Source organism: Massilia sp. NBRC 108631 (genome assembly GCF_059704565.1).
In genome coordinates this window covers 12,362-34,176 of sequence record NZ_BAAKJE010000271.1, presented here as the reverse complement: position 1 = coordinate 34,176, position 21,815 = coordinate 12,362, and the positions used below count along the sequence as shown (strand labels likewise).

General features: G+C 67.7%; 19 protein-coding genes. 15 read left to right on the top strand and 4 right to left on the bottom strand.

Going from position 1 to position 21,815, the window contains the following annotated elements; translation table 11 throughout:
* Positions 1-74: 74 nt before the first annotated feature.
* The 3 genes from AC6H42_RS30060 to AC6H42_RS30050 are packed head-to-tail and all read left to right on the top strand — an operon-like array spanning position 75 to position 2,521.
* The gene (locus AC6H42_RS30060; protein ID WP_497549630.1) at positions 75-1,346 is read left to right on the top strand and encodes an MFS transporter; all 1,272 of its coding nucleotides are present in this window, start codon (positions 75-77) and stop codon (positions 1,344-1,346) included.
* 30 nt (positions 1,347-1,376) lie between these two features.
* On the top strand, positions 1,377-2,147 hold the full coding sequence (locus AC6H42_RS30055) for an alpha/beta fold hydrolase (protein WP_497549649.1): 771 nt from the start codon (positions 1,377-1,379) through the stop codon (positions 2,145-2,147).
* A complete protein-coding gene (locus AC6H42_RS30050) occupies positions 2,144-2,521 on the top strand; it encodes a VOC family protein (protein ID WP_057155892.1) in 378 nt (125 codons plus the stop codon). Before AC6H42_RS30055 ends, AC6H42_RS30050 begins: the two co-directional genes overlap by 4 nt.
* A gap of 22 nt (positions 2,522-2,543) precedes the next feature.
* Here AC6H42_RS30050 and AC6H42_RS30045 read toward each other — a convergent pair whose 3' ends face one another.
* The gene (locus AC6H42_RS30045) at positions 2,544-3,287 is read right to left on the bottom strand and encodes a hypothetical protein (RefSeq protein WP_497549629.1); all 744 of its coding nucleotides are present in this window, start codon (positions 3,285-3,287) and stop codon (positions 2,544-2,546) included.
* A 127-nt stretch (positions 3,288-3,414) separates the two neighbouring features.
* Here AC6H42_RS30045 and AC6H42_RS30040 point away from each other — a divergent pair, with 127 nt between their 5' ends.
* From AC6H42_RS30040 to AC6H42_RS30025, 4 genes are all read left to right on the top strand, one after another.
* Positions 3,415-4,167 (top strand): M15 family metallopeptidase, encoded by a 753-nt coding sequence (locus AC6H42_RS30040; protein ID WP_497549628.1) that lies wholly within the window; start codon positions 3,415-3,417, stop codon positions 4,165-4,167.
* A gap of 83 nt (positions 4,168-4,250) precedes the next feature.
* Positions 4,251-8,024: a type VI secretion system membrane subunit TssM gene (gene tssM, locus AC6H42_RS30035; protein WP_497549627.1), complete on the top strand. Its 3,774-nt coding sequence runs from the start codon at positions 4,251-4,253 to the stop codon at positions 8,022-8,024.
* Positions 8,021-9,016 (top strand): type VI secretion system-associated protein TagF, encoded by a 996-nt coding sequence (gene tagF / locus AC6H42_RS30030; protein WP_497549626.1) that lies wholly within the window; start codon positions 8,021-8,023, stop codon positions 9,014-9,016. Before tssM ends, tagF begins: the two co-directional genes overlap by 4 nt.
* 10 nt (positions 9,017-9,026) lie before the next feature.
* Positions 9,027-9,812, top strand: a complete 786-nt coding sequence (locus tag AC6H42_RS30025; RefSeq protein WP_497549625.1) for an OmpA family protein — start codon at positions 9,027-9,029, stop codon at positions 9,810-9,812.
* Between the two features lie 20 nt (positions 9,813-9,832).
* Here AC6H42_RS30025 and AC6H42_RS30020 read toward each other — a convergent pair whose 3' ends face one another.
* Genes AC6H42_RS30020 through tssJ form a run of 3 tightly spaced genes read right to left on the bottom strand, consistent with a single transcriptional unit; the run spans position 9,833 to position 12,537 of the window.
* A complete protein-coding gene (locus tag AC6H42_RS30020) occupies positions 9,833-10,609 on the bottom strand; it encodes a DotU family type IV/VI secretion system protein (protein ID WP_497549624.1) in 777 nt (258 codons plus the stop codon).
* Positions 10,606-11,937: a type VI secretion system baseplate subunit TssK gene (gene tssK / locus AC6H42_RS30015; protein ID WP_057155886.1), complete on the bottom strand. Its 1,332-nt coding sequence runs from the start codon at positions 11,935-11,937 to the stop codon at positions 10,606-10,608. Before tssK ends, AC6H42_RS30020 begins: the two co-directional genes overlap by 4 nt.
* A gap of 48 nt (positions 11,938-11,985) precedes the next feature.
* Complete coding sequence (gene tssJ, locus AC6H42_RS30010; protein WP_057155885.1) at positions 11,986-12,537, bottom strand: type VI secretion system lipoprotein TssJ; 552 nt, start codon at positions 12,535-12,537, stop codon at positions 11,986-11,988.
* A gap of 189 nt (positions 12,538-12,726) precedes the next feature.
* Between tssJ and AC6H42_RS30005 the strand changes: the two genes are divergently transcribed.
* The 8 genes from AC6H42_RS30005 to AC6H42_RS29970 all read left to right on the top strand — a co-directional run bounded on the left by AC6H42_RS30005 (position 12,727) and on the right by AC6H42_RS29970 (position 21,806).
* Positions 12,727-13,305: a hypothetical protein gene (locus AC6H42_RS30005; RefSeq protein WP_307188282.1), complete on the top strand. Its 579-nt coding sequence runs from the start codon at positions 12,727-12,729 to the stop codon at positions 13,303-13,305.
* An 18-nt stretch (positions 13,306-13,323) separates the two neighbouring features.
* Positions 13,324-13,827 (top strand): type VI secretion system contractile sheath small subunit, encoded by a 504-nt coding sequence (gene tssB, locus AC6H42_RS30000; protein ID WP_057155883.1) that lies wholly within the window; start codon positions 13,324-13,326, stop codon positions 13,825-13,827.
* Between the two features lies 1 nt (position 13,828).
* Positions 13,829-15,319 (top strand): type VI secretion system contractile sheath large subunit, encoded by a 1,491-nt coding sequence (gene tssC / locus AC6H42_RS29995; RefSeq protein ID WP_057155882.1) that lies wholly within the window; start codon positions 13,829-13,831, stop codon positions 15,317-15,319.
* A gap of 20 nt (positions 15,320-15,339) precedes the next feature.
* Positions 15,340-15,831 (top strand): Hcp family type VI secretion system effector, encoded by a 492-nt coding sequence (locus AC6H42_RS29990; protein ID WP_057155881.1) that lies wholly within the window; start codon positions 15,340-15,342, stop codon positions 15,829-15,831.
* A 64-nt stretch (positions 15,832-15,895) separates the two neighbouring features.
* Positions 15,896-16,360: a type VI secretion system baseplate subunit TssE gene (tssE, locus tag AC6H42_RS29985; RefSeq protein WP_057155880.1), complete on the top strand. Its 465-nt coding sequence runs from the start codon at positions 15,896-15,898 to the stop codon at positions 16,358-16,360.
* Positions 16,357-18,984 carry a type VI secretion system ATPase TssH gene (gene tssH / locus AC6H42_RS29980; protein WP_497549623.1) on the top strand — a complete coding sequence of 876 codons (2,628 nt, stop codon included), beginning with the start codon at positions 16,357-16,359 and terminating at the stop codon, positions 18,982-18,984. Before tssE ends, tssH begins: the two co-directional genes overlap by 4 nt.
* A 12-nt stretch (positions 18,985-18,996) precedes the next feature.
* On the top strand, positions 18,997-20,061 hold the full coding sequence (gene tssA / locus AC6H42_RS29975) for a type VI secretion system protein TssA (protein ID WP_229418207.1): 1,065 nt from the start codon (positions 18,997-18,999) through the stop codon (positions 20,059-20,061).
* Positions 20,062-20,177: 116 nt separating this feature from the next.
* On the top strand, positions 20,178-21,806 hold the full coding sequence (locus tag AC6H42_RS29970; protein WP_057155878.1) for a methyl-accepting chemotaxis protein: 1,629 nt from the start codon (positions 20,178-20,180) through the stop codon (positions 21,804-21,806).
* Positions 21,807-21,815: the final 9 nt, after the last annotated feature.

Below are 21,815 nucleotides of genomic sequence, written 5' to 3'. Positions count from 1 at the left end.
TGCCGGAGTCAAGATTGACGCCGTTTTCAGGCGCCGCATAGACTCATTGTATGCACAAGCCTACACCACTCGCAATGCCGTCCGCGCCATCGGCGCGCCGCAAGGTCCCCATGCTGCAGCCGCTGCGGCACCGGCGCTACCGCCAGCTCTGGCTGGCCAACTTGCTGTCCAACCTGGGCACATGGACGCAAACGTTCGCCGCCGCCTGGCTGGTGGCCACCATTTCTCCGGCGGCGCAAACCTCCGCGCTGGTACCGGCCGCGAGCTACGCGCCCATGCTGATGTTCGGCCTGCTGGCAGGCGTGGTGGCGGACGCGGTGCCGCGTCCCAAGCTGCTGTTCGCAGTGAACCTCTTCATGGCGCTGGCGGCTGCCGGCATGGCGTCGCTGGCGGCCAGCGGCATGGCGTCGCCGGCCGCCGTGCTGGCGCTGATCTTCATGATGGGCACCGGCTCGGCCTTCATGTGGCCGGCCTGGCAGGCCGCCATGTCCGGACTGGTGCAGCCGGAGGAAGTGGAGGCTGCAGCGTCGCTGAACAACCTGAGTTTCAATCTCGCCGCCACAGCCGGTCCGGCGCTGGGCGGCATGCTGTTTGTGTGGATGGGGGCGGCGCCGCTGTTCCTGTTCAACGCCGTGTCTTTCGGCGGCTTGCTGCTGGTGTACCTGGACTGGATACGCGGCATCGCACCGGGGGCCGGGCCGGAGCAGGCGCCGGCTGCGGATGGCGGCATCAGCTGGCGCGGCTTCCGTGCTGGCCTGCAGGCCGCCTTCGGCTCGGCCGCCTACCGCCGGCTGCTGCGCCATACCGTCTGCGTGTTCGGCGCCGCCATCGCCTACACGGCCTTGCTGCCGCTGTTCGTGCGCGACGTGCTGCGACGCGAAGCCGGCGCATTCGGCAGCCTGATGGCCTGCGTCGGCGTCGGTGCGGTGCTGGCCGCGTTTCTGCTGCCCGAGCTGCGCGCCCGCCTCGCGCGCCGCCAATTGCTGGGTGGCGCGGTGGCCATGTTCGGCGCCATGCTGCTGGCCTTGCCGCATGTGCAGTCCTGGCCGGCGCTGATGGCGCTGTCGGCGGCGGGGGGAGTGGCCTGGTCCGCCATGGTGACCACCTTGAACGGCGCCGCGCAGTCGTCGTTTCCCAGCGAGGTGCGGGCGCGCACACTCTCGGTCTACCTGATGGCGATGGCGCTCGGCCAGACCGGCGGCAGCCTGCTATGGGGCGCAGCGGCCGGGCTGGCCGGGGTGCGGCATGCCATGACCTTCGCGGGTGCTGGCCTGGTGCTGTACGCACTGTCGCTGCTGGCGCCCCTGCTGCTGCGCCGCGTGCAGCCGTGGCAGTGTAATCTGTAGCCTGGCAAAGCGGAGGAGAAGAAGATGGCAATGCTGGAACTGGCCGAAGGGGGCCAGCTGTACTACGAATGGATCGCCGAAGATAGTGGCGCCGCCGGCAAGCCGGTGCTGGTCTTCCTGCACGAAGGGCTGGGCTGCACCGCGATGTGGAAGGACTTTCCCGCGCGGCTGTGCGCGCGCACCGGCTGCCGGGGGCTGGTGTTCGACCGGCGCGGCTACGGGCAGTCCGTGCCTTTGCGCACCGGGCGCAGCGTGCATTACCTGCACCGCTACGCGCTGGAAGAGCTGCCGCAGATGCTGGCGCTGCTGGACGGGCGGCCCTATGTCGTGGTGGGTCATTCGGATGGCGGCAGCATCGCCTTGATCCATGCTGCGGACCAGCCGCCCGGCCTGCTGGGCGTGGTGACGGAGGCGGCGCATGTGTTCGTGGAGGGAGTCACGCTGGCCGGCATCCGCGAGGCGCGCGCGGCGTACGGCGCCGGCAAGCTGCGTGGCCTGTCGCGCTACCACGGCGACAAGACGGACCAGATTTTCGGCGCCTGGGCCGACACCTGGCTGCGGCCGGCGTTCAGCCGCTGGAACATCGAGTACCTGCTGCCGTCGGTCGCGTGCCCGGTGCTGGCCTTGCAGGGCAGCGGCGACCAGTACGGCACGGAAGCGCAGTTGCGCGCCATCGAGTCTCAGGCGCCTGGCGCGCGCACGGCCATGCTGGCGGACTGCGGCCACACGCCGCACCTGGAGCAGCCGGAGGCGGTGCTGGCCGCCGTATCGGATTTCTTGCAGGAGTTGGAGGCGAAATGATAGACCACCTGGATCATCTGGTGTTGACCACGCGCGAGCGCGAGCGCTGCATCGATTTCTACACGCGGGTGTTGGGCATGCAGCTGGAGACCTTCGGCGCAGGCCGCGTGGCGTTCAAGTACGGCGCGCAAAAGATCAACCTGCATGAATATGGCAAGGAGTTCCTGCCGAAGGCGGCGCAGCCCACGCCTGGCTCGCTGGATTTGTGCTTTATCGCGTCCATTCCGCTGGACGACGTGATTGCGCGGCTGGCGCAGCTGGACGTGCCGATAGAGGAGGGGCCGGTGGCGCGCACTGGCGCCAACTGGCCGATCCGCTCGGTCTATGTGCGCGACCCGGACCAGAACCTGATCGAGATATCCGAACGCGCCTGAGTCGAGCCGGCGGCAGGCGCTTTCAGTCGTTGATCGGCGTGCGGCAGGCTGCCGCGTGCAGCCACTGTCCGTTGCAGATGCGTGCGCGGCACAGGCCCGCTTCCGGCCCGCCAAGGCGCTGGCAACGGCGTAGCAGGGCGTCGGTGCTGTCGCCGTCGTTGCGTTCGACCTCGTCGCGCCTGTGCGGGCCGGCGTCGGGCTGGTTGCCGCTATGGGCCACCAGCGCCGTCAGCAGCGCCAAGTCGCTGTCCGCTGGCGGCATGGCGGCCGTATGGACCGGCGCGGCGGAACGTGAGGCAGGGCTGGTGGCGGAGTGCGTGGGGGAGTACGGGGCCGCGGGTGCTTGACTGGCCTGGTGGCCCTGGCGCACCTGCGGGGCGCGCGGGCCGGCAGCAATGGCGACCGCAGCTAGCTTGCGCCGGAGCGGGGTGATAGCCGGCATCGGCTCGTTGACGATGGCCGCGGCGCGCCGCTCCACTTCGTCCGGCGCGATGACCAGCGGCGCCACGGGCGCCACCAGCACAACTGGCTGGCTACGCTGGGCCGGTGCCAGTCCATGGTAGCTGACGCCAGCGATGGCCGCTGCAACCATGGCCAGCAGCGCCAGGCGCATCACGAGCTGGCCGGGCTGCAGCCGTGCCAGGCGCGCGCCCGGCGTATTCGCCTTGCCGCTGTTCTCCAGCCTGGCCAGGATGCGCCGGCTGCCATCGCCCGGCTGCACGGCGGCGAACAGGTCCGGTCTTTGAGGTGGTGTGGATTTATCCAATCTATCCTCCCATGGTTTGATCTGCTTCGGAACCGCGCGGCGGCGGACGACATACGATGGAGCGATCCCGGTACGGCCGCCTTCAGTGTGCGGCCAGCCGCCCGGCCACGCTTTGACGGAGCGCACCATGCTTGCCGTTTCCTTGTTGCTGTTGTTTCTGCTGGTGTGCCTTGGCGGATGGCTGCTGCTATTCCCGGCCGGCCGCGATGCCCTGTTCGAGCTGGCGCTGTTGCGCTGCCGCGCCTTGCTGCGGGGGCGCTATGCCTGGCTGCTGGCTAGCGGCGCCTTGCTGACGCTGCTGCCGCCTACGCTGGCGCTGGTGGCCGGCCGCCGGCTGGCGCTTCCTGCCTTCGATAGCGCAGGCTATGAAGCCAACGGCCAGGTGGCCGTCTTGCTCAAGGGTGAACAGCTGGCGCCCCCGCCGCCCGTGCCGCCGCTGGCATTCGCGGCGACGGAGGTGGTGCGCGTGCGGCCCCTGCTGGCGGGCGCCAACCGCAGCTGGCAACAGCTTCATCCCGGCTTCGAACAGCGTCTGCTGCTGGTGTTCCGCATCATGAAGGAGCGCCATGGTTATGACATGGCGCTACTAGAGGGCTACCGCAGCCCGGAGCGGCAGGACCTGCTGGCCAGCGCTGGCGCCAGTGTCACCAATGCCAGGGCTTTTCAGAGCTACCACCAGTTCGGCCTGGCCGCCGACTGCGCCTTTCTGCGCGACGGCAAACTGGTGATCTCCGAAAGGGATCCTTGGGCCATGCGCGGCTATCGCCTGTACGGCGAGGCCGCCGAGGCGGCAGGCCTGACCTGGGGAGGCCGCTGGACCATGATGGATTTCGGCCACGCCGAGCTGCGTTTGCCGGAGGCGATGCAGCGCAAACGTTGAGTCTTGTTCTGTGTCAACAATGCAAGGCGGGGCAGGTGGCAACATAGTTCTGGTCCGCCCACAGGCGCCACGGAGCTATCATCATGCGACGAATCTGGCTGTTCCTCACCGACTCCCGCAATCTCACCATTGCCGGGTTCATTGCCACGGCGGCACTGTGTTATCTCGGCGCCGAACTGCTGGAACTGGCATTGATCTGGGCAGTGGCGGCGTTGGCGGCGGCCGTCCTGGCGTGGCTGCTGGCGCGCTGGCTGAAGCGCAGGAAGACGGCGCGCGCCACTGTCGGCCTGGAAGCGGCCAGGGCGCCTGCGGAAGCTCAGGTACAGGATGTGGGCGCCGGCCGGCAGGAAGTGGACGCAGTCCGCAGCGGCATGCTGAAGGCGATCGCCACCATCAAGGGTTCCAAGCTGGGCCGCATGCCGGGATCGCGTGCGCTGTACCAGCTGCCGTGGTACATGGTCATCGGAAATCCATCGGCAGGGAAGAGCAGCGCCATCATCAACTCCGGCCTGCAATTTCCGTTTGCCGACGCGCGCGCGGTGCACGGCGCGGGCGGCACCCGCAATTGCGACTGGTTCTTTACCGCCGACGGCATTGTGCTCGATACGGCGGGCCGCTACGCGGTGGAGGACGAACACCTGGACGAGTGGCGTGGTTTCCTGGATTTGCTGAAGAAGCACCGCAAGCGTGCGCCGGTGAATGGCATCATCGTCGCGGTCAGCGTCGCGGAACTGCGCAGCGACCCGGATGGCGCGCTCAGGCTGGCGCGCAGCCTGCGCAAGCGGGTGCAGGACCTGATCGAACGCCTGGAGGTGTTCGCGCCGGTGTACGTGCTGTTCACCAAGGCCGACCTGATCGCGGGCTTCAGCGACTTCTTCTGCCAAGGCGAAAGCAGCGAGCGCGAGCGGGTCTGGGGCGCCACCATGCCCTACAAGCGCAGGGCGGGCAGCCAGGAGTTGCTGGCCTTCTTCGACCAGGGTTTTGATGAGCTGCACACGGGCCTGGTCGATATGGGCATGGCGAACATGGCGCAGCCGCGCCGCACGCGCATGGCGCCGGGCATTTTCACTTTTCCGATGGAGTTCGCATCCATGCGCGCGCCGCTACGGGCCTTCCTGGCCACGCTGTTCGAGGAAAATCCCTTCCAGTTCCAACCCGTGTTCCGGGGCTTCTACTTTTCCAGCGCCCTGCAGGAAGGGCAGCCCCTGAGCGCGCAGTCGCAACGCATCGCCGAGCGCTACGAGCTGGCCCTCGGTCCTGCACGGCAGGAGGTTGCAGCTATGCCCTATGGCTCGGCTGGCGGCTATTTTCTCTTCAAGCTGTTTCGCGACGTGGTGTTCGCCGACAAGGCGCTGGTGTCGCAATACGCCAGCCGTGCCAGCGCGCGCTTGCGCTATGCGGCGTTCTTTGGCGCGGTTGTGCTGCTGGGCGGGGCACTGGGCGGCTGGACCTGGTCTTACATGGGCAACCGCCAACTGGCCGCCAATGTGCAGGCGGACCTGGACAAGGTGGCGAAGCTACAGGAAGGGCGGGTGGACCTGCAGCCGCGCCTGGAGGCGCTGGAGATCCTGCAGGACCGGATCGAACAGCTGGAAAAGTTCGCGCGCGAGCGGCCATGGGCTATCAGCATGGGCTTGTACCAGGGCGGCCTGCTGGAGCGCAAGCTGCGCCAGGAATACTACGCGGGCGTGAAAGAGGTGATGGTCATGCCGGTGGCGGCCAGGCTGGAAGCGCTGTTGTTCGAGATGAACGCCAATGCGGAGCAACTGGCGGCGCCTGTGGTGGCGGGGCAGCCGGCGGCTGCGCCCGCACCCGCAGCCGTAGCGGCTGCGCCTGCTGCCTCCCGCCAGTATGCCGATGCCGATCCGCTCAACGTTGACGACGCCTACAACGCGCTCAAGACTTATTTGATGCTGGCCGACCCGCCGCGTGCCGAGGCCGGGCATTTGAACGACCAGCTCACGCGCTACTGGCGCGGCTGGCTGGAAGCGAACCGGGGCGCCATGCCGCGTGAGCAGATGATACGCAGCGCCGAGCGCCTGCTGACCTTCTACCTGGCGCAGTCGGGCGATCCGTCCTGGCCGCGCATCGAGCAGAAGCTGGCGCTGGTGGACCAGGCGCGCGAGAACCTGCGGCGGGTGGTGCGCGGCATGCCAGCGCGCGACCGCGTGTATGCTGACATCCGTGCCCGCGCCGGCACGCGTTTCCCCGCCATGACGGTGGTGCGTATCGTCGGCGAGCAGGACCAGGCGCTGATGGCGGGCAGCCATGCCGTCCCCGGCGCGTTCACGCGCGAGGCATGGGAGAAGTATATCCAGGGCGCCATCCGCGAGGCTGCCAGCGGCGAGTTGCAAAGCACGGACTGGGTGCTGAGGACAGCCAGCAAGGACGACCTGACCTTGGCGGGCAGCCCGGAGCAGATCGAGAAGCACCTGGTGGAAATGTACAAGAGCGACTTCTCCAGGGCGTGGAAAAAGTTCGTCCAGGGTGTGGCCGTGACGGACCTGGACGGTTTCAACGGCGCGGTGGCGGCCATGAACCGGCTGGGCGATCCGCAGTCCTCGCCCATCGTCAAGGTGCTCAACACCATCAACGAGCAGACCTCGTGGGACAACCCCACGCTGGCGAACGCGGAGGCGCGGAAGGCGCAGCGCGGCTTCACCGAGTGGGTCGAGCATACCCTGCTGCGCCGCGCGCCCGCGCCGGTATCCGTGCCGCTGGACCCGGCCCGTTTCGAGCGGCCGATGGGGACGGTGGGGCGCGCGTTCGCGGCGGTGGCCAGGCTGGTCTCCGCCAGGGACAAGAACGCCACGCTGCTGCGTGGCTACATGGAAGCGCTGTCGCGCTTGCGCACCCGCCTGAACACGCTGAAGAACCAGGGCGACCCCGGACCAGGGGCGCGCCTGTTCATGCAGCAGACGCTGGAAGGCACCGGCTCAGAACTGGCCGATGCACTGCGCTTTGTCGATGAGCAGATGCTGACCGGGATGGGCGACGAGCAGAAACTCGCCATACGGCCGTTGCTGGTGCGGCCGTTGATGCAGACCTTCGCCGTGATCATCGGGCCGGCCGAGGCGGACCTCAACCAGACCTGGTTGGCGCAGGTGTACCAGCCGTTCCAGCGCACGCTGGCGGCCAAGTATCCGTTCTCGCCGGACGCGAAAATAGAGGCCAGCAGTCTGGAAATAGCCCAGTTCTTTGGCCCCGATGGGCTGGTGGCCAAATTCGTCACCACGGCCATGGGACCGCTGGTGGTGCGGCGCGGCGACGCGCTGGCGCCGCGCACCTGGGCCGACATGGGCATTGCACTGTCGCCGCAGGCGGTGTCGCGCTTTCCAGGCTGGATAGCGCCGCTGGGCGCAGGCGGCGTCGGTGCCGCAAGCGCCGCCGCGCAAACGGTGTTCCAGATCCAGCCGCTGCCCGCGCCGGGCACGCTGGAATATACGGTGGAGATCGACGGACAGCAGTTGCGCTACCGGAACACGCCGGCGCAATGGACCGGCATGGTCCACCCCGGCCCGCAAGGCATTCCGGGCGCGCGCATCACGGCAGTGGCCTTCGATGGCCGCAGTGTCGAGCTGTTCAATGAGCCGGGCCAGTTTGGCTTGAAACGCATGATCGACGCCGCGGTGCGCACGCGCAAGGAGGAGGGCGTGCACGAGCTGCGCTGGACCAATGCTGGCATCAGTGTGGCGCTGGATCTGAAGATCACCAGCAGTCCTGAAGCCGGTAACGGCGCTGCGCCGCAGGAGCAAGGCATGCGCGGCATGACGCTGCCGGAATCCATAGTCGGTACAGCGTCTGCGGTGGCAGCACCTGCCGCCCTGGCCGCGCTGCCGCAGGGAGGCGCGCGATGAGCCGCCTTGCTCCGTTACGCACGCCGCAACTGGCCCGCATCGGCTACTTCGGCAAAATTCCGGCGCGCAGCGACTTTATCAAAGCCGGCGACAACCATGCGCTGGTCGAATTGTTGGACGGCTGGCTGGCCGACACCATGACCGGGCTGACTGCGGAGCCGCGCTGGAAGCTGCACTACGACGCCATGCGCCCGCTGCATTTCGCTTTCGTCGGCACGCGCAGCAGTCGTGCCATCGCGGGTCATCTGGTGGCCAGCAGCGACCAGTCGCAGCGGCGCTTTCCTTTCCTGGCAATGAGCGTGCTGGAGGTTGATGACGCCCCCGCCTTCCTGCGCCACAGTCCCATCGTGCTAAGGCCATTCTGGAGTGCGATGGCAGCCGGCATGGCGCCGCTGACGTCCGCCATGCATCCCGCACCGCAGTTGCATGCCTTGTCTGCAAACGCGCTGGAAATCGATCCGCACGCCCCTGCGCACGCTGCCTTGCTAAGTGATTTCCTCGGGCGGACCACGCTGGCCGGCCTGGATGCGATGCTGACGCGGGAGCGTAGCAGCATCTCGGCGCGCCGGACGATGCTTGCGATGGGACTGCTGCTGCAGCCTTTCGGCTGGAGCGGCAGCACGCGGCTGGAGCGCAGCCTGGCGCTGCCATTGCCGCGCGATCCGCTTTGCCGGCCGGCCGTGGCGGCCCTGTGGCTGTCGCTGGCCGAGCCCTTCCTGCGCCAGGTGGACGTGGAACTGGCGCTGCTGATGTGCGAGCTGTCCGGCCGGCCCGCGCTGGTGCTGGGTTTTGCCGGCGCGTCGCCGGCCACGCTGCGCGGCGTGATCGACCCGCAATATGCGGAAACGCAGCAGATCACTTTCGACAGCACCGCCTGGGTGGACGACATGATCCGTGGCGACCACAAGGTGCTGCGCCTGTCGGCCTGTCTGGAGCAGGAACTGCTCACGCTGGAATCTGCCTGCGCGCTGTTTTACGAAACCTTCACTTGAGGAGCAAGCCATGCGCTACGTTACCGCCGTGCTGCTGTGCGGCGCCGCCATTGCAGGCGCCGGACCGGTGCATGCGCAGCCCGCCGAACCGGCCGCGCCGAAATCCGGCCAGGTGCGGGTTAGCGGAACCTTGCCGGACGAGGCGAGCAAGGCGGCCATGCTGCGGCGCCTGCGCGAACTGTATGGCGCCGAGCACGTGGTGGACCAGATCGGCATCGGCAACGTGGCGCTGCCGCCCAACTGGAGCGGCCATGTGCAGAAGCTGATCGGCCCCAATCTGAAGCTGATCAGCAAGGGCGAGCTGAAAGTGGAAGGTACTAGCGTCAGCCTGCGCGGCGAGGTGGCCAGCGAGGCGCTGCGGCAGCAGATCGCCAGCGATGCCGCCACCAGCCTGAATCCGACCTACACCGTCAACAACGGCCTGCGCGTGAGCACGGCGGAGCAGGAGCTGCTGGACGCGACGCTGGCGAAACGGATTATCGAATTTGAAAGTGGGCAGGCGGCGATACGGCCGTCGGGCCGGGAGATCCTGGACCAGATGGCCGGCGCGCTGCACCAGCTGACGGGGAAAATGGTCGAAGTGATCGGCCACACCGACAATGTCGGCCCGCGCGGCGCCAACCTGGCGCTCAGTCTGGCGCGCGCCGAGGCGGTACGGGCCTATCTGGCGCAGAAGGGCGTCAGCCCTGGCATGGTGGCCGTCTCCGGCCTGGGGCCGGACCGGCCGGTGGCGGACAATGCGGCCAGCGAGGGCCGTGCCCGCAACCGCCGCATCGAGTTCCGGATTGCGCAGTAGTGCGGAGCAGCGGCCCTGGGTCAGGGCAGGGTGATGGTGAGGCTGGCCTGGCGCGGCGCCAGCTTCACCAGGCCAGCGTAGTCCGCCATGCCCTGCCGGGTGGCATGCTCCAGCGACGCCTTCATGCCGGCGTACACCCCCAGCGCCGCCAGCGAGAACACCGCTGCCAGCGTCCACAGCGGCACGTCGCTGCGCAGCTTGTGCGCCACCTGGTCCGGCCGCTCGGCGCGCGGCGCGAAACCGCGGCTGCGGCCTTTGATGTGGGAGATTTCGTCGCCAAGGCGCGCGGTCAGGCAGGCCAGCTTGTCGCTGCTGTCAAGTGCATACTTGCCCTTGAAGCCGAGCAGCAGGCACAGATGGAACACTTGCAGCGCCTGCAGCCGTACGCCGCCCTTGGCGCGCAGATCCTCCAGCCGGTCGAAGAAGTGCTCGCCGGCCAGCTGGTCGCCGAACACCCGCAACTGCAGCGGGCGCCGCTCCCACGGCCCGCGGATCGGGAAGCCCGATGCCAGGATGGTCTCATCCAGCGCGGCGCAGTAGGCATACTTGGCCGCTTCGATGTCGGTTCCGTGCGCGCGCAGGCGCCGCGCCTCGTTCTCGAAGCCGGCCAGGAAAGTCAGCACCTTTTCCGCGAACTCCTGCTCGCCGGGCGGAGCCGAGCCGTTCTTCAGCATGAACAGCACGTAGAAGCCCTCGTGCATCAGGTCCAGCAAGGATGCGATGCGCGGCCCGGCCGCCGGCCCTGCGCGATTGCCGAACAGGGACGGTGCGGCACGCCGTTCGATCTGGGCGCTCATGCCGTCACCGCGATCAGTTCGAGGCGCAGCTCGCGGATGCCGGCCGGGACGTAAATCGAAATCGACTGCGCCTTCAGCATTTGTTCGTACAGCACACCCTTGTTCTCGAGCGTGAAGTAGCAGGTGTCCGGCCGTAGCGGGATGGCGGCCGGCACTTGCGGCGCGTGCGTCAGCTTCACGCCGGGCATGGCGGTCAGTACGCATTGGTCCACGTCGTCCGGCGCGCCAGCCTTGATGCGCAGCGGCGCCGCCTCCACCAGCTCCAGGGCCGGCATGGCCGCGCCGATGGCCAAGTAGAGCGTGGTCTTGTGGTCGATCTTGCCCGAGTCGAGTTTGCCCCGGTGGTAGCAGGGCTTTTCCTCGTCCAGCGCGATCGAAAAGTAGCGCGCCGAAATGACCGTGTCGAGCAGCTCGCGCACGATGCCGTCCAGCTGCGCGAAACAGGGGCCGGGATGGTCATGCTGGTAGGCTGGCAGGCTGGCCAGCGTGTAGGCCTTGGAATAGGTCATCAGCGCCCCGGCCAGTCCGAGCATGGCCTCGAACAGGCGCTCGGGATGCAGCGCTGGATGGCGCAGGTAGTGCGTCAGCGTGGCGCTGGCGGTGCTCACGGTATGCAGCAGCCAGAAGGCAGAGACGTCGCCGGAGCGGAACTCGATCACGTTGCGGCTCGGTTCCCGCATGTGGCCCTGCAGCGCGTTGAGCTTGGCCTGCAGCGCATCCATCAGCTGTTCCAGCTGCATCTTCAGGCGCGGCGCGGCGGCTACCGACAGGCTGGGCGGGATGAATGCGGGATCGGGCTCGAACACGCCGGAAACCACACGGCGCAGCCGTATCAGCGGGAAGCACTCGAAACCGCCGCGCGGCTCCTGATCCGACACCAGGCGCACCGCCTTGCGCAGATAGCTCAACTCCGCCGGCGCCGCCTGGGTGTAGATATCGGCCGTGCTGCGCTCCGTTTGCGCGTAGCGCGCCCCGGCAGGGGCGCAGTTGCTGCTGTCCGGCGCCAGCGAGGGCAGCGCGGCGTAGTAGGTCACTTCCTGCACGCTGGGCGGCAGCGCGCCCAGGTCCACCGCCGGCGGCAGCGGGTCGCTGGCGGGCGCGTCGCTCAACTCGCCGTCGCGGAAGATGGCCGACAGCGCGCGCAGCCGCAGCAGGTTCGCTTGCAGCGCCGGCGTGTCCCATTCCAGCGCCAGCACTCCCCACAGGTAGGGCTGCAGCGCCTGCGCGGTGCGCTGCAAGCGCGTCTCGTGGTAGCGGTCCTGCTGCTGGAAGTGCTGCGGGCGTAGGAACAGGCCTTCGCCCCAAAGTACTTTTGCCGCGGTGCTCATAGGTTCTCCTTGCTCATGGGTTTTGTCGGGATGAAGTGACAGATTGCGTCAGGGCTGGCAGCGCGTACCCGCCAGCGGCTGGCCCGGCACGCTCAGCGCGCAGGCGTGCAGGCCGATGGTGATGCCGCTCTTTTCCGCCTCCGCCGCAGAGAAGACGGCGCGCCAGCGCTGCGGCGCCGGCTTGCGGAACAGCGCCACCACGCCGATGCGCGTCGCCTCGCGGCTCACGCTTTCCAGCGCCTCGTAGCGCTGGCCCGGTATCAGCTGCACTTCCTTCACTTCGACCAGGTCCGCGCCCAGCAGCTCGCGTTCGGTCAGCGCGTTGAGAAAACCGTGGAGGCTGGCGCGCTCGAAGGCGGCGCTCTGGCGCAGCTTGTAGATGCGCGCCGACAGCGCCAGCGGCTGGCCGTCGCCTCCGGCGTTGAGGTTGCCGCTGGCATGCAGGCGTATCGCCACCTGGCGCGGCGGCTTTTGCAGCTCGGGCAGCTCGGGCGCCTTGCGCAGTCCGGCCAGCTCCATGGCGGCGCCGGCTATCGTGCCTGCGGCGCAACCGGACAAGGCCAGGGCGGAGAGGATCGCTGCTGCTGCGGTGTGTTTCATGAGGACTCCCTTTGGCGCGCGCGGGCTTGGCGTGGATTCATTAAAACCAAGCGGCGCCGACGCGTGTTTGAGCCAGCGCAAGCCGCGCCGCCACGCTTCCCATGGACCGGCGCCGGTCTTGCGCAATCGCAATCGCCGTTGTCATTCTTGCCTCAATAATGACCTTCACCAGCATCGAAGGAGACCATCTTGAAGCCCGGAACGACACTCCCCAGTCTTGCATGCGCGCTGCTGCTGTCCGCCTGCGCCGCCGAGGGGCCGCCGCTGCGACCCGACCCACCTGCCGCCGCCACGCTGGCCGGCGCGCTGACCGAAGCGAGCCGCGTGGCCGCCTCCGGCCAGCAGGACAAGGCACTGAGCCTGCTGCGCAGCGCGGCCGGCAGCTATCCGGCTGAAAAAGGGCCGTGGCTGTCGATGGCGCAGATGAAGTTCGACCGCGCCAGCTACGGCGAAGCCATCCTGGACGCGCAGGAAGCGCTGCAGCGCGACCCCGGCGACCAGCTTGGCAACAGCATCATCGCCGTCAGCGGCTTGCGCCTGTCGACCAAGGCGCTGGCGGATCTGAGCCAGCAGAACAACCTGAGCGGCTCGCTGCGCACCGAGGCCAAGGACCTGGCGCGCCTGCTGCGCACCAGCCTGGGCGAGGAAGTGCTGGTGCCGCCGGCTGCCGCTCCGCGCAGGCCGGTGGCGGCGCCGGCGCGGCGCGCGCAGCCGGCGGCGAAACCGGCCGCATCCAACGCTGCCGATCCGTTCGGCGCGCTCAAATAACCCTGAAGGAGAACCAAAATGGCTAGTGGCGACAGCGTCCAGAAACGGCTGGGCAAGGTGCGCGCACCGCGCGTGCAGATGAGTTACGACGTCGAGATCGGCGACGCGATCGAGCACAAGGAGCTGCCCTTCGTGGTTGGCGTGGTGGGCGATTTCGGCGGCAGCGCCGGGGCCGGGCCAAAGCGCCTGAAGGAGCGCAAGTTCGTCAACATCGATGCCGACAACTTCGACGAGGTGCTGGCCGGCGTGGCGCCGGTGGCGCGCTTCCAGGTGGCCAACGAGCTGGCCGGCGGCGGCTACTTCCCGGTCGAGCTGCAATTCCACGCCATGGCGGACTTCCGTCCCGAATCGGTGGTGCGGCAGGTGCCCTCGTTAAGCCGGCTGCTGGACGCACGCAGCAAGCTGGCCGACCTGCGCAACAAACTGGCCGGCAACGACAGGCTGGAAGACATCCTGAACAATGTGCTGAATAACACGGACCAGCTCAACAGCCTGGCCGCGCCTGCGGACAAGGGGGAATGACATGTCGGCACAACTGCAGCAGCCGCAGGGCGCGCCAACGGGCGCGGGACACAGCGCCGGCCTGCTCGACGAGATCGTCGAGCAAAGCAAGGTGGCCAAGTCCAGCGTGGAACACGAACGCGCCAAGGACATCATCGCCGAGCTGGTGAACCAGGTACTGGAAGGCAGCATGCCGGTATCGCACAACCTGAGCGGCACACTGGACGCGCGCGTGGCGGAACTGGACGCGATGATTTCCAGGCAGCTCAGTGCCATCATGCATGCGCCGGCGTTCCAGAAGCTGGAGCAGAGCTGGACCGGCCTGCATTACCTGGTGAAGAACTCCACCACCGGCCAGAACCTGAAGATCCGCATGCTCAACGCCACCAAGCGCGAACTGGTGAAGGACTTCCAGGGCGCGCTGGAGTTTGACCAGAGCAGCATGTTCAAGAAGGTCTACGAGGAAGAATTCGGTACCTTCGGCGGCGCGCCATACGCCGCCCTGCTGGGCGACTTCGAAATCTCGCGCCAGCCAGAGGACATCTACTTCGTCGAGCAGATGTCGCACGTGGCCGCCGCCGCGCACGCCCCCTTCGTCAGCGCCGCCTCGCCCGAGCTGTTCGGGCTGGAAAGCTATGGCGAACTGGGGCGGCCGCGCGACCTCGCCAAGGTATTCGATACGGTGGAATACGCCAAGTGGAAAGCGTTCCGCGAATCCGAAGATGCGCGCTACGTGGGCCTGACCCTGCCGCGCTTCCTGGGCCGCCTGCCATTTAACCCGGTCGACGGCAATACGGTGGAAGGCTTCAATTTCGTCGAGGAAGTGGACGGCACCGACCATCACAAATACCTGTGGTGCAACGCGGCCTACGCCTTCGGCGCCAAGCTGACCAGTGCTTTTGCCGATTACGGCTGGTGCGCCGCCATCCGCGGGGTGGAAGGCGGCGGCCTGGTGGACGACCTGCCGACCCACACCTTCAAGACCGACGAGGGGGAGGTCGCCCTGAAGTGCCCGGCCGAGGTGGCGATCACGGACCGCCGCGAGAAGGAGCTGAGCGACCTTGGTTTCATCTCCCTGGTGCACTGCAAGAACACCGCCTATGCCGCCTTTTTCGGCGCGCAGTCGGCGCAGAAGGCGCGCAAGTACAGCTCCGATGCGGCCAACGCCAACGCCGTACTGTCGTCCCAGCTGCAGTACATCTTCGCCGTGTCGCGCATCGCCCACTACATGAAAGCCATGATGCGCGACAAGGTCGGCAGCTTTGCCGCCGCCTCCAACGTGGAGGATTTCCTGAACCGCTGGCTGATGAAGTATGTGCTGCTGGACGACAGCGCCAGCCAGGACCAGAAGGCGCGCTTCCCGCTGCGCGAGGCGTCGGTGCAGGTGCATGAAGTGCCTGGGCGGCCCGGCGTGTACCGCGCGGTGTCCTTCCTGCGGCCGCATTTCCAGCTTGACGAACTCTCCGTTTCCCTCCGACTGGTCGCGGAGTTGCCTCAATCGACCAACACCTAAACCTCACCTAGGAGCATGCAATGGCAATCGACGTCTATCTGTACATTGATGGCATCAAGGGCGAATCGGCGGATGACCGCCACAAGGACTGGATCGAATGCAAGTCGGTCAATTTCGGTGTCGAGCAGCCCAAGTCCGCCACCGCCTCCACCGGCGGCGGCCATACGGCCGAGCGCTGCGAGCACCGCGACATCGTGATCTCCAAACTGGCCGACCTGGCCTCGCCCATCCTGCTGCAAACCTGCTCGGCCGGCCGCACCATCCCCAAGGCCAAGTTCGAGTTCATGCGGGCCGACGCGCAGGGCGAGCGCGTGAAGTACTTCGAGATCGAGATCGAGAACGTGCTGATCGGCGCAGTGGCGCCATCGGTGGAAGAAGGCGACATCCTGACCGAGCAAGTCGGCTTCAAGTTCTCCAAGGTGCGCTGGAAATACACGCAGCAGAAAATCACCGGCGGCGCGGGCGGCAACACGTCCGGCGGCTGGGACCTGTCCGCCAACCGCATCGCCTGAGCGCCTGGCAAGCGCAACGCCGCAGTGCAAGCCACTGCGGTATTTTTTTTTGAGAGGAGCAGCCATGGGTACCCATGTTCCCGGCCTGATGGACCGCTTGATGGGCGCGCGCAGCCAGGCGGCGGCCGGTGCTGCGGCCGGCCAACTGAAGGAGGCCGTCGCGCGCGACCTGGAGGACTTGCTGAACACGCGCGCCGCGCTGCCGGAGTCGCTGCTGGAAGACTATCCGGAGTGCGCCGCCTCCATCATCAACTACGGCCTGGTCGATTTTGCCGGCATGTGCCTGAGCAGCAGCGACGACCGGGCTCGCATCTGCGCCAGCCTGAAGGCGGCGATCGAGCGCCACGAGCCGCGCCTGGGGCAGGTGCGGACGCGCATCGAACTGCAGGCCGGCAGCATCAACCGGGTCAACTTCGTCATCAGCGGCGTGCTGGCGGTCTCTCCCGCTTTCGAACAGGTCAACTTCGACGCCGTGCTGCAGCCGTCCACGCTGCACTACGCCATCCACCACAGCGGAGCACATGCATGAGCATCAACCTGAAAACCCTGATCGCAAAACTGAACGACACCACGCGCCTGGCGGCCACCCGCGCCGCCAGCATCTGTGTCGGCCTGGGGCAGTACGAAGTCGACATCGAACATCTGTTCCTGGCGCTGCTTGAACAGGATCAGAGCGACTTCGTGCTGATCGCGCGCAAATGCGGCATCAGCCTGGAGGCGCTGGACGGCGATCTGCGCAGCGAGATTGCGCGCTTCAAGAACGGCAGCGCGCGCACGCCGGTGTTTTCCAGGCACTTGCCGGTGTTGCTGGAACATGCCTGGCTGATTGCCTCGCTGTCGCTGCCGCAGCCGGACTTGATACGCAGCGGCCACCTGCTGCTGGCATTGCTGACCGAGCCGGACCTGGCGCAGCTGGCGGCACGCGGCTCGAAGCTGTTCGCGCGGTTCCCGGTCGATGAGCTCAAGCACAATATGGACAAGTACACCCGCGGCTCGCAGGAGGAGGGCCGCGCCGAGGCGCCCCACGCGGAGGCAGCCGGCGGCGACCAGGTGCGCCAGCTGAACGTGACCACGCCCGCGCTGGACCAGTACACCACCAGCCTGACGCAGCAGGCGCGTGACGGCAAGCTCGATCCCGTGATCGGACGCGAATCAGAGATTCGCCAGGCCATGGATATACTGATGCGGCGGCGCCAGAATAATCCCATCCTGACCGGCGAGGCCGGCGTGGGCAAGACCGCCGTGGTGGAAGGCCTGGCGCTGCGCATCGCGGCGGGCGACGTCCCCGAGGTGCTGCGCGGCGTGGAAATCCGCGCGCTGGACCTGGGCCTGCTGCAGGCCGGCGCCAGCGTCAAGGGCGAGTTCGAGAACCGGCTCAAGGACGTCATCGCCGAGGTGCGCAAAAGCCCGCATGCCATCGTGCTGTTCATCGACGAGGCGCACGCCATGATAGGGGCCGGCGGCCCGGCCGGCCAGGGCGATGCGGCCAACCTGCTCAAGCCGGCGCTGGCGCGCGGCGAGCTGCGCACCATCGCCGCCACCACCTGGAGCGAGTACAAGAAGTACTTCGAGAAGGATGCCGCGCTGGCGCGCCGCTTCCAGGTGGTGAAGGTGGAGGAACCTGCCGAGGACACCGCCTGCGCCATGCTGCGCGCTGTGGCGCCGCTGATGGAAAAGCACTTCAACATCCGCATCTGCGACGACGCCGTGGTGGCGGCGGTCAGCCTGTCGCACCGCTACATCAGCGGCCGCCAGTTGCCGGACAAGGCGGTCAGCGTGCTCGACACAGCCTGCGCCCGCGTGGCGCTGGGCCAGAACGCGGCGCCGCAACTGGTGGAGCAGGCGCAGCGGCGCGTCGAGCGTATCGGCTACGAGATCGCCGCCCTGGAGCGCGAGGACGGGGATGCAGGCAAGGATGGCAGGCATGGCGCCCGCCTGCGCGAACTGCGCGTGGCGCGCGAAACGCTGCAGCAGGAATACCGCAAGCACAGCGAGCGCTGGGAGCGCGAGAAGGCGCTGCACGCGGCCATGGAGGTGCAGCGCAACAGCCATCCACCGGTGGGCGGCGGCGTTCCCATGGCCGCGCTGGAGGCAGAGCTGCTGGCCTTGCAGGGCGGCGAACCGATGGTGCCGCGGCAGGTGGACGCGCATACGGTGGCCGCCATCGTGTCCGCCTGGACCGGCATCCCGCTCGGAAAAATGGTGCGCGACGAGATCCGGGCGGTGCAGAAACTGGAACAGGCACTGCAGGCGCGCATTCTCGGCCAGCCGCAAGCGGTCGCCGCGGTGGCGCAGCGCGTGCGCACCGCGCGCGCCAACCTGGCCGATCCGGACCAGCCCAAGGGCGTGTTTTTATTCACCGGCCCGTCCGGGGTGGGCAAGACCGAGATGGCGCTGGCGCTGGCCGACCTGCTGTACGGCGGCGAGCGCAAGCTCATCACCATCAATATGAGCGAGTACCAGGAAGCGCACAGCGTGTCGGGCCTGAAAGGCTCGCCGCCCGGCTATGTGGGCTATGGCGAAGGCGGCGTGCTGACCGAGGCGGTGCGGCGCGCGCCCTACAGCGTGGTGCTGCTCGACGAAATCGAAAAGGCCCATCCGGACGTGGCCGAGCTGTTCTACCAGGTGTTCGACAAGGGCGTGCTGGATGACGCGGAGGGACGCGAAATCGACTTCCGCAACACCATCATCATCGCCACCTCCAATGTGGCGTCGGCGGCCATCATGCAGGCGTGCCTGAACAAGCCGCTTGCGGAGCGGCCCGCCCCGGCCGAGCTGGAGCTGCTGGCCCGGCCGCAGCTGATGAAGCACTTCAAGCCGGCCTTCCTGGGGCGCATGCAGCTGGTGCCCTTCTACCCGATCGCCGACGAGGTGCTGGGCCGCATAGTCGCGCTCAAGCTCGAGCGCATCGGGCAGCGCATCCGCAGCAGCCACAAGGCCGAATTCAGCTACGACCAGGCGCTGGTCGAAGCGGTGCTGGCGCGCTGCACCGAAGTCGATTCCGGCGCCCGCAATGTAGACCACATCCTGAACGGCGCCTTGTTGCCGGCGCTGGCGGAGGCGGTGCTGGCGCGCATGGCGGACGGCGTGGCGATCACCGGCATCAAGGCCGGCGCCACGCGCCAGGGCCAGTTCAAATACATCATCAAGTAAAGGGAGCGCGCCATGCCGACGCCTGTGTTCAACCTCGCGCAACTACTGCAACCCATCAGCACGTCGCAAGCCTGCGGCGAAGACATTTCCTTCAGCAGCGAAGTGGACGACATCGTCAGGGCGCGGCTGGCGGACGATCCCACCCTGGACCAGGGCGAGTGGGTGACGGCGCTGAAAGAGGCCGACTGGCCCTTCGTGGCTGTGCGCTGCGCCGCGCTGATCGAGTGCCGCAGCAAGGACCTGCGGCTGGCCGTGTGGCTGGCGGAGGCGCACGCGCGCACGCGCGGCTTTCGGGGCCTGGGCGACGGCTATGCCTTGCTGGCCGGCCTGTGCCAGCGCTACTGGGACGCTCTGCATCCCGCCATCGAGGATGGCGACACCGAACAGCGCGCCGGCAACCTGCACTGGCTGTTGGCGCGCACGCCGCAGCTGGTGCAAGAGATCGCGGTGACCGAAGACGGCGCCGTGTGCATGGCCAGCTTCGATGCGGCGCGCCAGCGCCTGAACGCCGCCTGCGCGGCCGGCGCCGAGCATGCCGGCTGGAGCCCCCGGGCGCTGGCGGCGCCGGCCGGGCCGGGCCTGGCCGAACTGGATGCGGAGCGGCGCCGCAACCGGCCCCGGTTCAACGACGCCCTGCTGGCCGACGCGCGCTACTGCCTGGCCTCGTTGCAGGAACTGGAACGCGTGGTGGAGACGCAACTGGGCGCGGACGGGCCGGGCTTTGGCGCCGCGCGCGAGGCGCTGCTCAACGCCATCGACTTTGTCGCGCCCTTGGCCACACCCGCAGCCGGTGCCGGCGTGCAGGCCGCCGCAAACGCGGCCGGCACGCCGGGCAGCGCGCACGGCGCGCAAGCCGGCGGCCCACCCCTGGACCGCGCGCAAGCGCTGGCCCAGCTGCGGCAGGTGGCGGCGTTCTTCCGTCAGACCGAGCCGCACAGCCCGGTGGCGTACCTGGCCGAGAAGGCCGCCGGCTGGGGCGACCTGCCGCTGCACCTGTGGCTGCGCGCGGTGCTGAAGGACCCCGGCGTCCTTGCACACATGGACGAACTGCTGGGCACCGTCCCGCCGCCAGCCTAGTTTGCGTCTTTGTCCTGGTCAATCTGGAAAAATTGCTTTCAGTTAATTGTTGCATTCCAATAGAAATGCGCTCAGACTGCCTAAAAGACACTAAAACTTGGCACGAGGAGACTGGGATGAAGAATCTGAAGATCGGGGTCCGGCTGGGATTGGCTTTCACTGTCGTGCTGCTGTTGCTGACGGCGCTGACCCTGGTCGGCATCGTGCGCATGCAACAGGCCAGCGCCATGACCGATGCGCTGCTGCGCGACCACGTGCGGGTGGAGCGCATGGTGGCCGAGTGGCAGAAGGTGGTGGAAGTGAACGCCGCCCGCACCACGGCCGCCTGGAAGGTGCAGGACGCGGCCGACCAGAAAGGCTTTGAACAGCAGATGGCACAGGCCTCGGGCCGCGCCACCGAATTGCAGGACGCGCTCGGCACCATCCTGCAGGACCCGGACGGCAAGGCTGAACACGCCGCCATCCTGGCGGCGCGCAAGGCCTACGTGGATGCGCGCAAGGTGGTCTTCAAGGCCAAGGCGGACGGCGACCTGGAACTGGGCAAGCGCATCTTCGAGCAGGACATGGAGCGCAACCGCATCGTCTACCTGGCCGCGCTGCAGAAGCTGGCCGACACGCAGAAGCGCCAGCTCGACGAGATGGCGGCCAAAATCCAGCAGGGTTATGAGAGCGGGCGCAATATGCTCATCATGCTGGGCCTGGCCGCGGTGGCGCTGGGGGTGGGCTTTGCCTGGTACATCACGCACACCATCACGCGGCCGATCAGCGAAGCGGTGAAGGTGGCCGAATCGGTGTCCGCCGGCGATCTGACCAGCGACATCGTGGTGGCGTCCAATGACGAAACGGGCCAGCTGATGCACGCGCTGAAGAATATGAACACCAACCTGGTCAATATTGTCGGCCAGGTGCGGGGCGGCACCGACAATATGGCTGAAGCGTCGAGCGAAATCGCGGCCGGCAACCTGGACCTGTCGGCCCGCACCGAAGAACAGGCCAGCTCGCTGGAGGAGACGGCGTCCTCGATGGAGCAGCTGACGGCGACCGTCAAGATCAACGCCGAGAACGCGCGCCAGGCCTGCCAGCTGGCAGTAGAGGCGTCCGAGATCGCCAGCCACGGCGGCGCGGTGGTGTCGGAAGTGGTGGCGACGATGGGCTCGATCAACGATTCGTCGCGCAAGATCGTCGACATTATCAGCGTCATCGACGGGATCGCCTTCCAGACCAACATCCTGGCGCTGAACGCGGCCGTGGAAGCGGCGCGCGCCGGTGAGCAGGGCCGGGGCTTCGCGGTGGTGGCGTCCGAAGTGCGTACGCTGGCGCAGCGTTCCGCCTCGGCGGCCAAGGAAATCAAGCAGCTGATCGACACCTCGGTGCACCAGGTGGAGGCGGGCACCGGACTGGTGGACAAGGCGGGGCGCACCATGGACGATATCGTCGCCAGCATTGCCAAGGTGTCCGGCATCATGACCGAGATCGCGGACGCCAGCGAGGAGCAGCGCGTCGGCATCGAGCAGGTCAACTTCGCCATCACGCAGATGGACCAGGTGACGCAGCAGAATGCGGCGCTGGTGGAGCAGGCTGCCGCTGCGGCAGCGGCCATGCAGGAGCAGTCGGCGCAGCTGGCGCAGTCGGTCAGCGTGTTCAAATTGTCCGAATCGCAGACTGGCGGCCTGGCCGGCGCGGCGCTGCCGGGACGGCATGCGCGGCGCGCGGTGGCCGGGCGCGAACTGGCGCGGCTGACTTAGCCGCCGGGA

Coding starts and splice junctions, on each gene's coding strand:
- AC6H42_RS30055 (WP_497549649.1), top strand. CDS start 1,377: ATGCTGGAACTGGCCGAAGGGGGCCAGCTGTACTACGAATGGATCGCC.
- AC6H42_RS30025 (WP_497549625.1), top strand. CDS start 9,027: ATGCGCTACGTTACCGCCGTGCTGCTGTGCGGCGCCGCCATTGCAGGC.
- tssH (WP_497549623.1), top strand. CDS start 16,357: ATGAGCATCAACCTGAAAACCCTGATCGCAAAACTGAACGACACCACG.
- AC6H42_RS30020 (WP_497549624.1), bottom strand. CDS start 10,609: ATGAGCGCCCAGATCGAACGGCGTGCCGCACCGTCCCTGTTCGGCAAT.
- tssA (WP_229418207.1), top strand. CDS start 18,997: ATGCCGACGCCTGTGTTCAACCTCGCGCAACTACTGCAACCCATCAGC.
- tssE (WP_057155880.1), top strand. CDS start 15,896: ATGGGTACCCATGTTCCCGGCCTGATGGACCGCTTGATGGGCGCGCGC.
- AC6H42_RS30040 (WP_497549628.1), top strand. CDS start 3,415: ATGCTTGCCGTTTCCTTGTTGCTGTTGTTTCTGCTGGTGTGCCTTGGC.
- tssB (WP_057155883.1), top strand. CDS start 13,324: ATGGCTAGTGGCGACAGCGTCCAGAAACGGCTGGGCAAGGTGCGCGCA.
- tssC (WP_057155882.1), top strand. CDS start 13,829: ATGTCGGCACAACTGCAGCAGCCGCAGGGCGCGCCAACGGGCGCGGGA.
- tssM (WP_497549627.1), top strand. CDS start 4,251: ATGCGACGAATCTGGCTGTTCCTCACCGACTCCCGCAATCTCACCATT.
- AC6H42_RS30050 (WP_057155892.1), top strand. CDS start 2,144: ATGATAGACCACCTGGATCATCTGGTGTTGACCACGCGCGAGCGCGAG.
- AC6H42_RS30060 (WP_497549630.1), top strand. CDS start 75: ATGCCGTCCGCGCCATCGGCGCGCCGCAAGGTCCCCATGCTGCAGCCG.
- tssK (WP_057155886.1), bottom strand. CDS start 11,937: ATGAGCACCGCGGCAAAAGTACTTTGGGGCGAAGGCCTGTTCCTACGC.
- tssJ (WP_057155885.1), bottom strand. CDS start 12,537: ATGAAACACACCGCAGCAGCAGCGATCCTCTCCGCCCTGGCCTTGTCC.
- AC6H42_RS29990 (WP_057155881.1), top strand. CDS start 15,340: ATGGCAATCGACGTCTATCTGTACATTGATGGCATCAAGGGCGAATCG.
- tagF (WP_497549626.1), top strand. CDS start 8,021: ATGAGCCGCCTTGCTCCGTTACGCACGCCGCAACTGGCCCGCATCGGC.
- AC6H42_RS29970 (WP_057155878.1), top strand. CDS start 20,178: ATGAAGAATCTGAAGATCGGGGTCCGGCTGGGATTGGCTTTCACTGTC.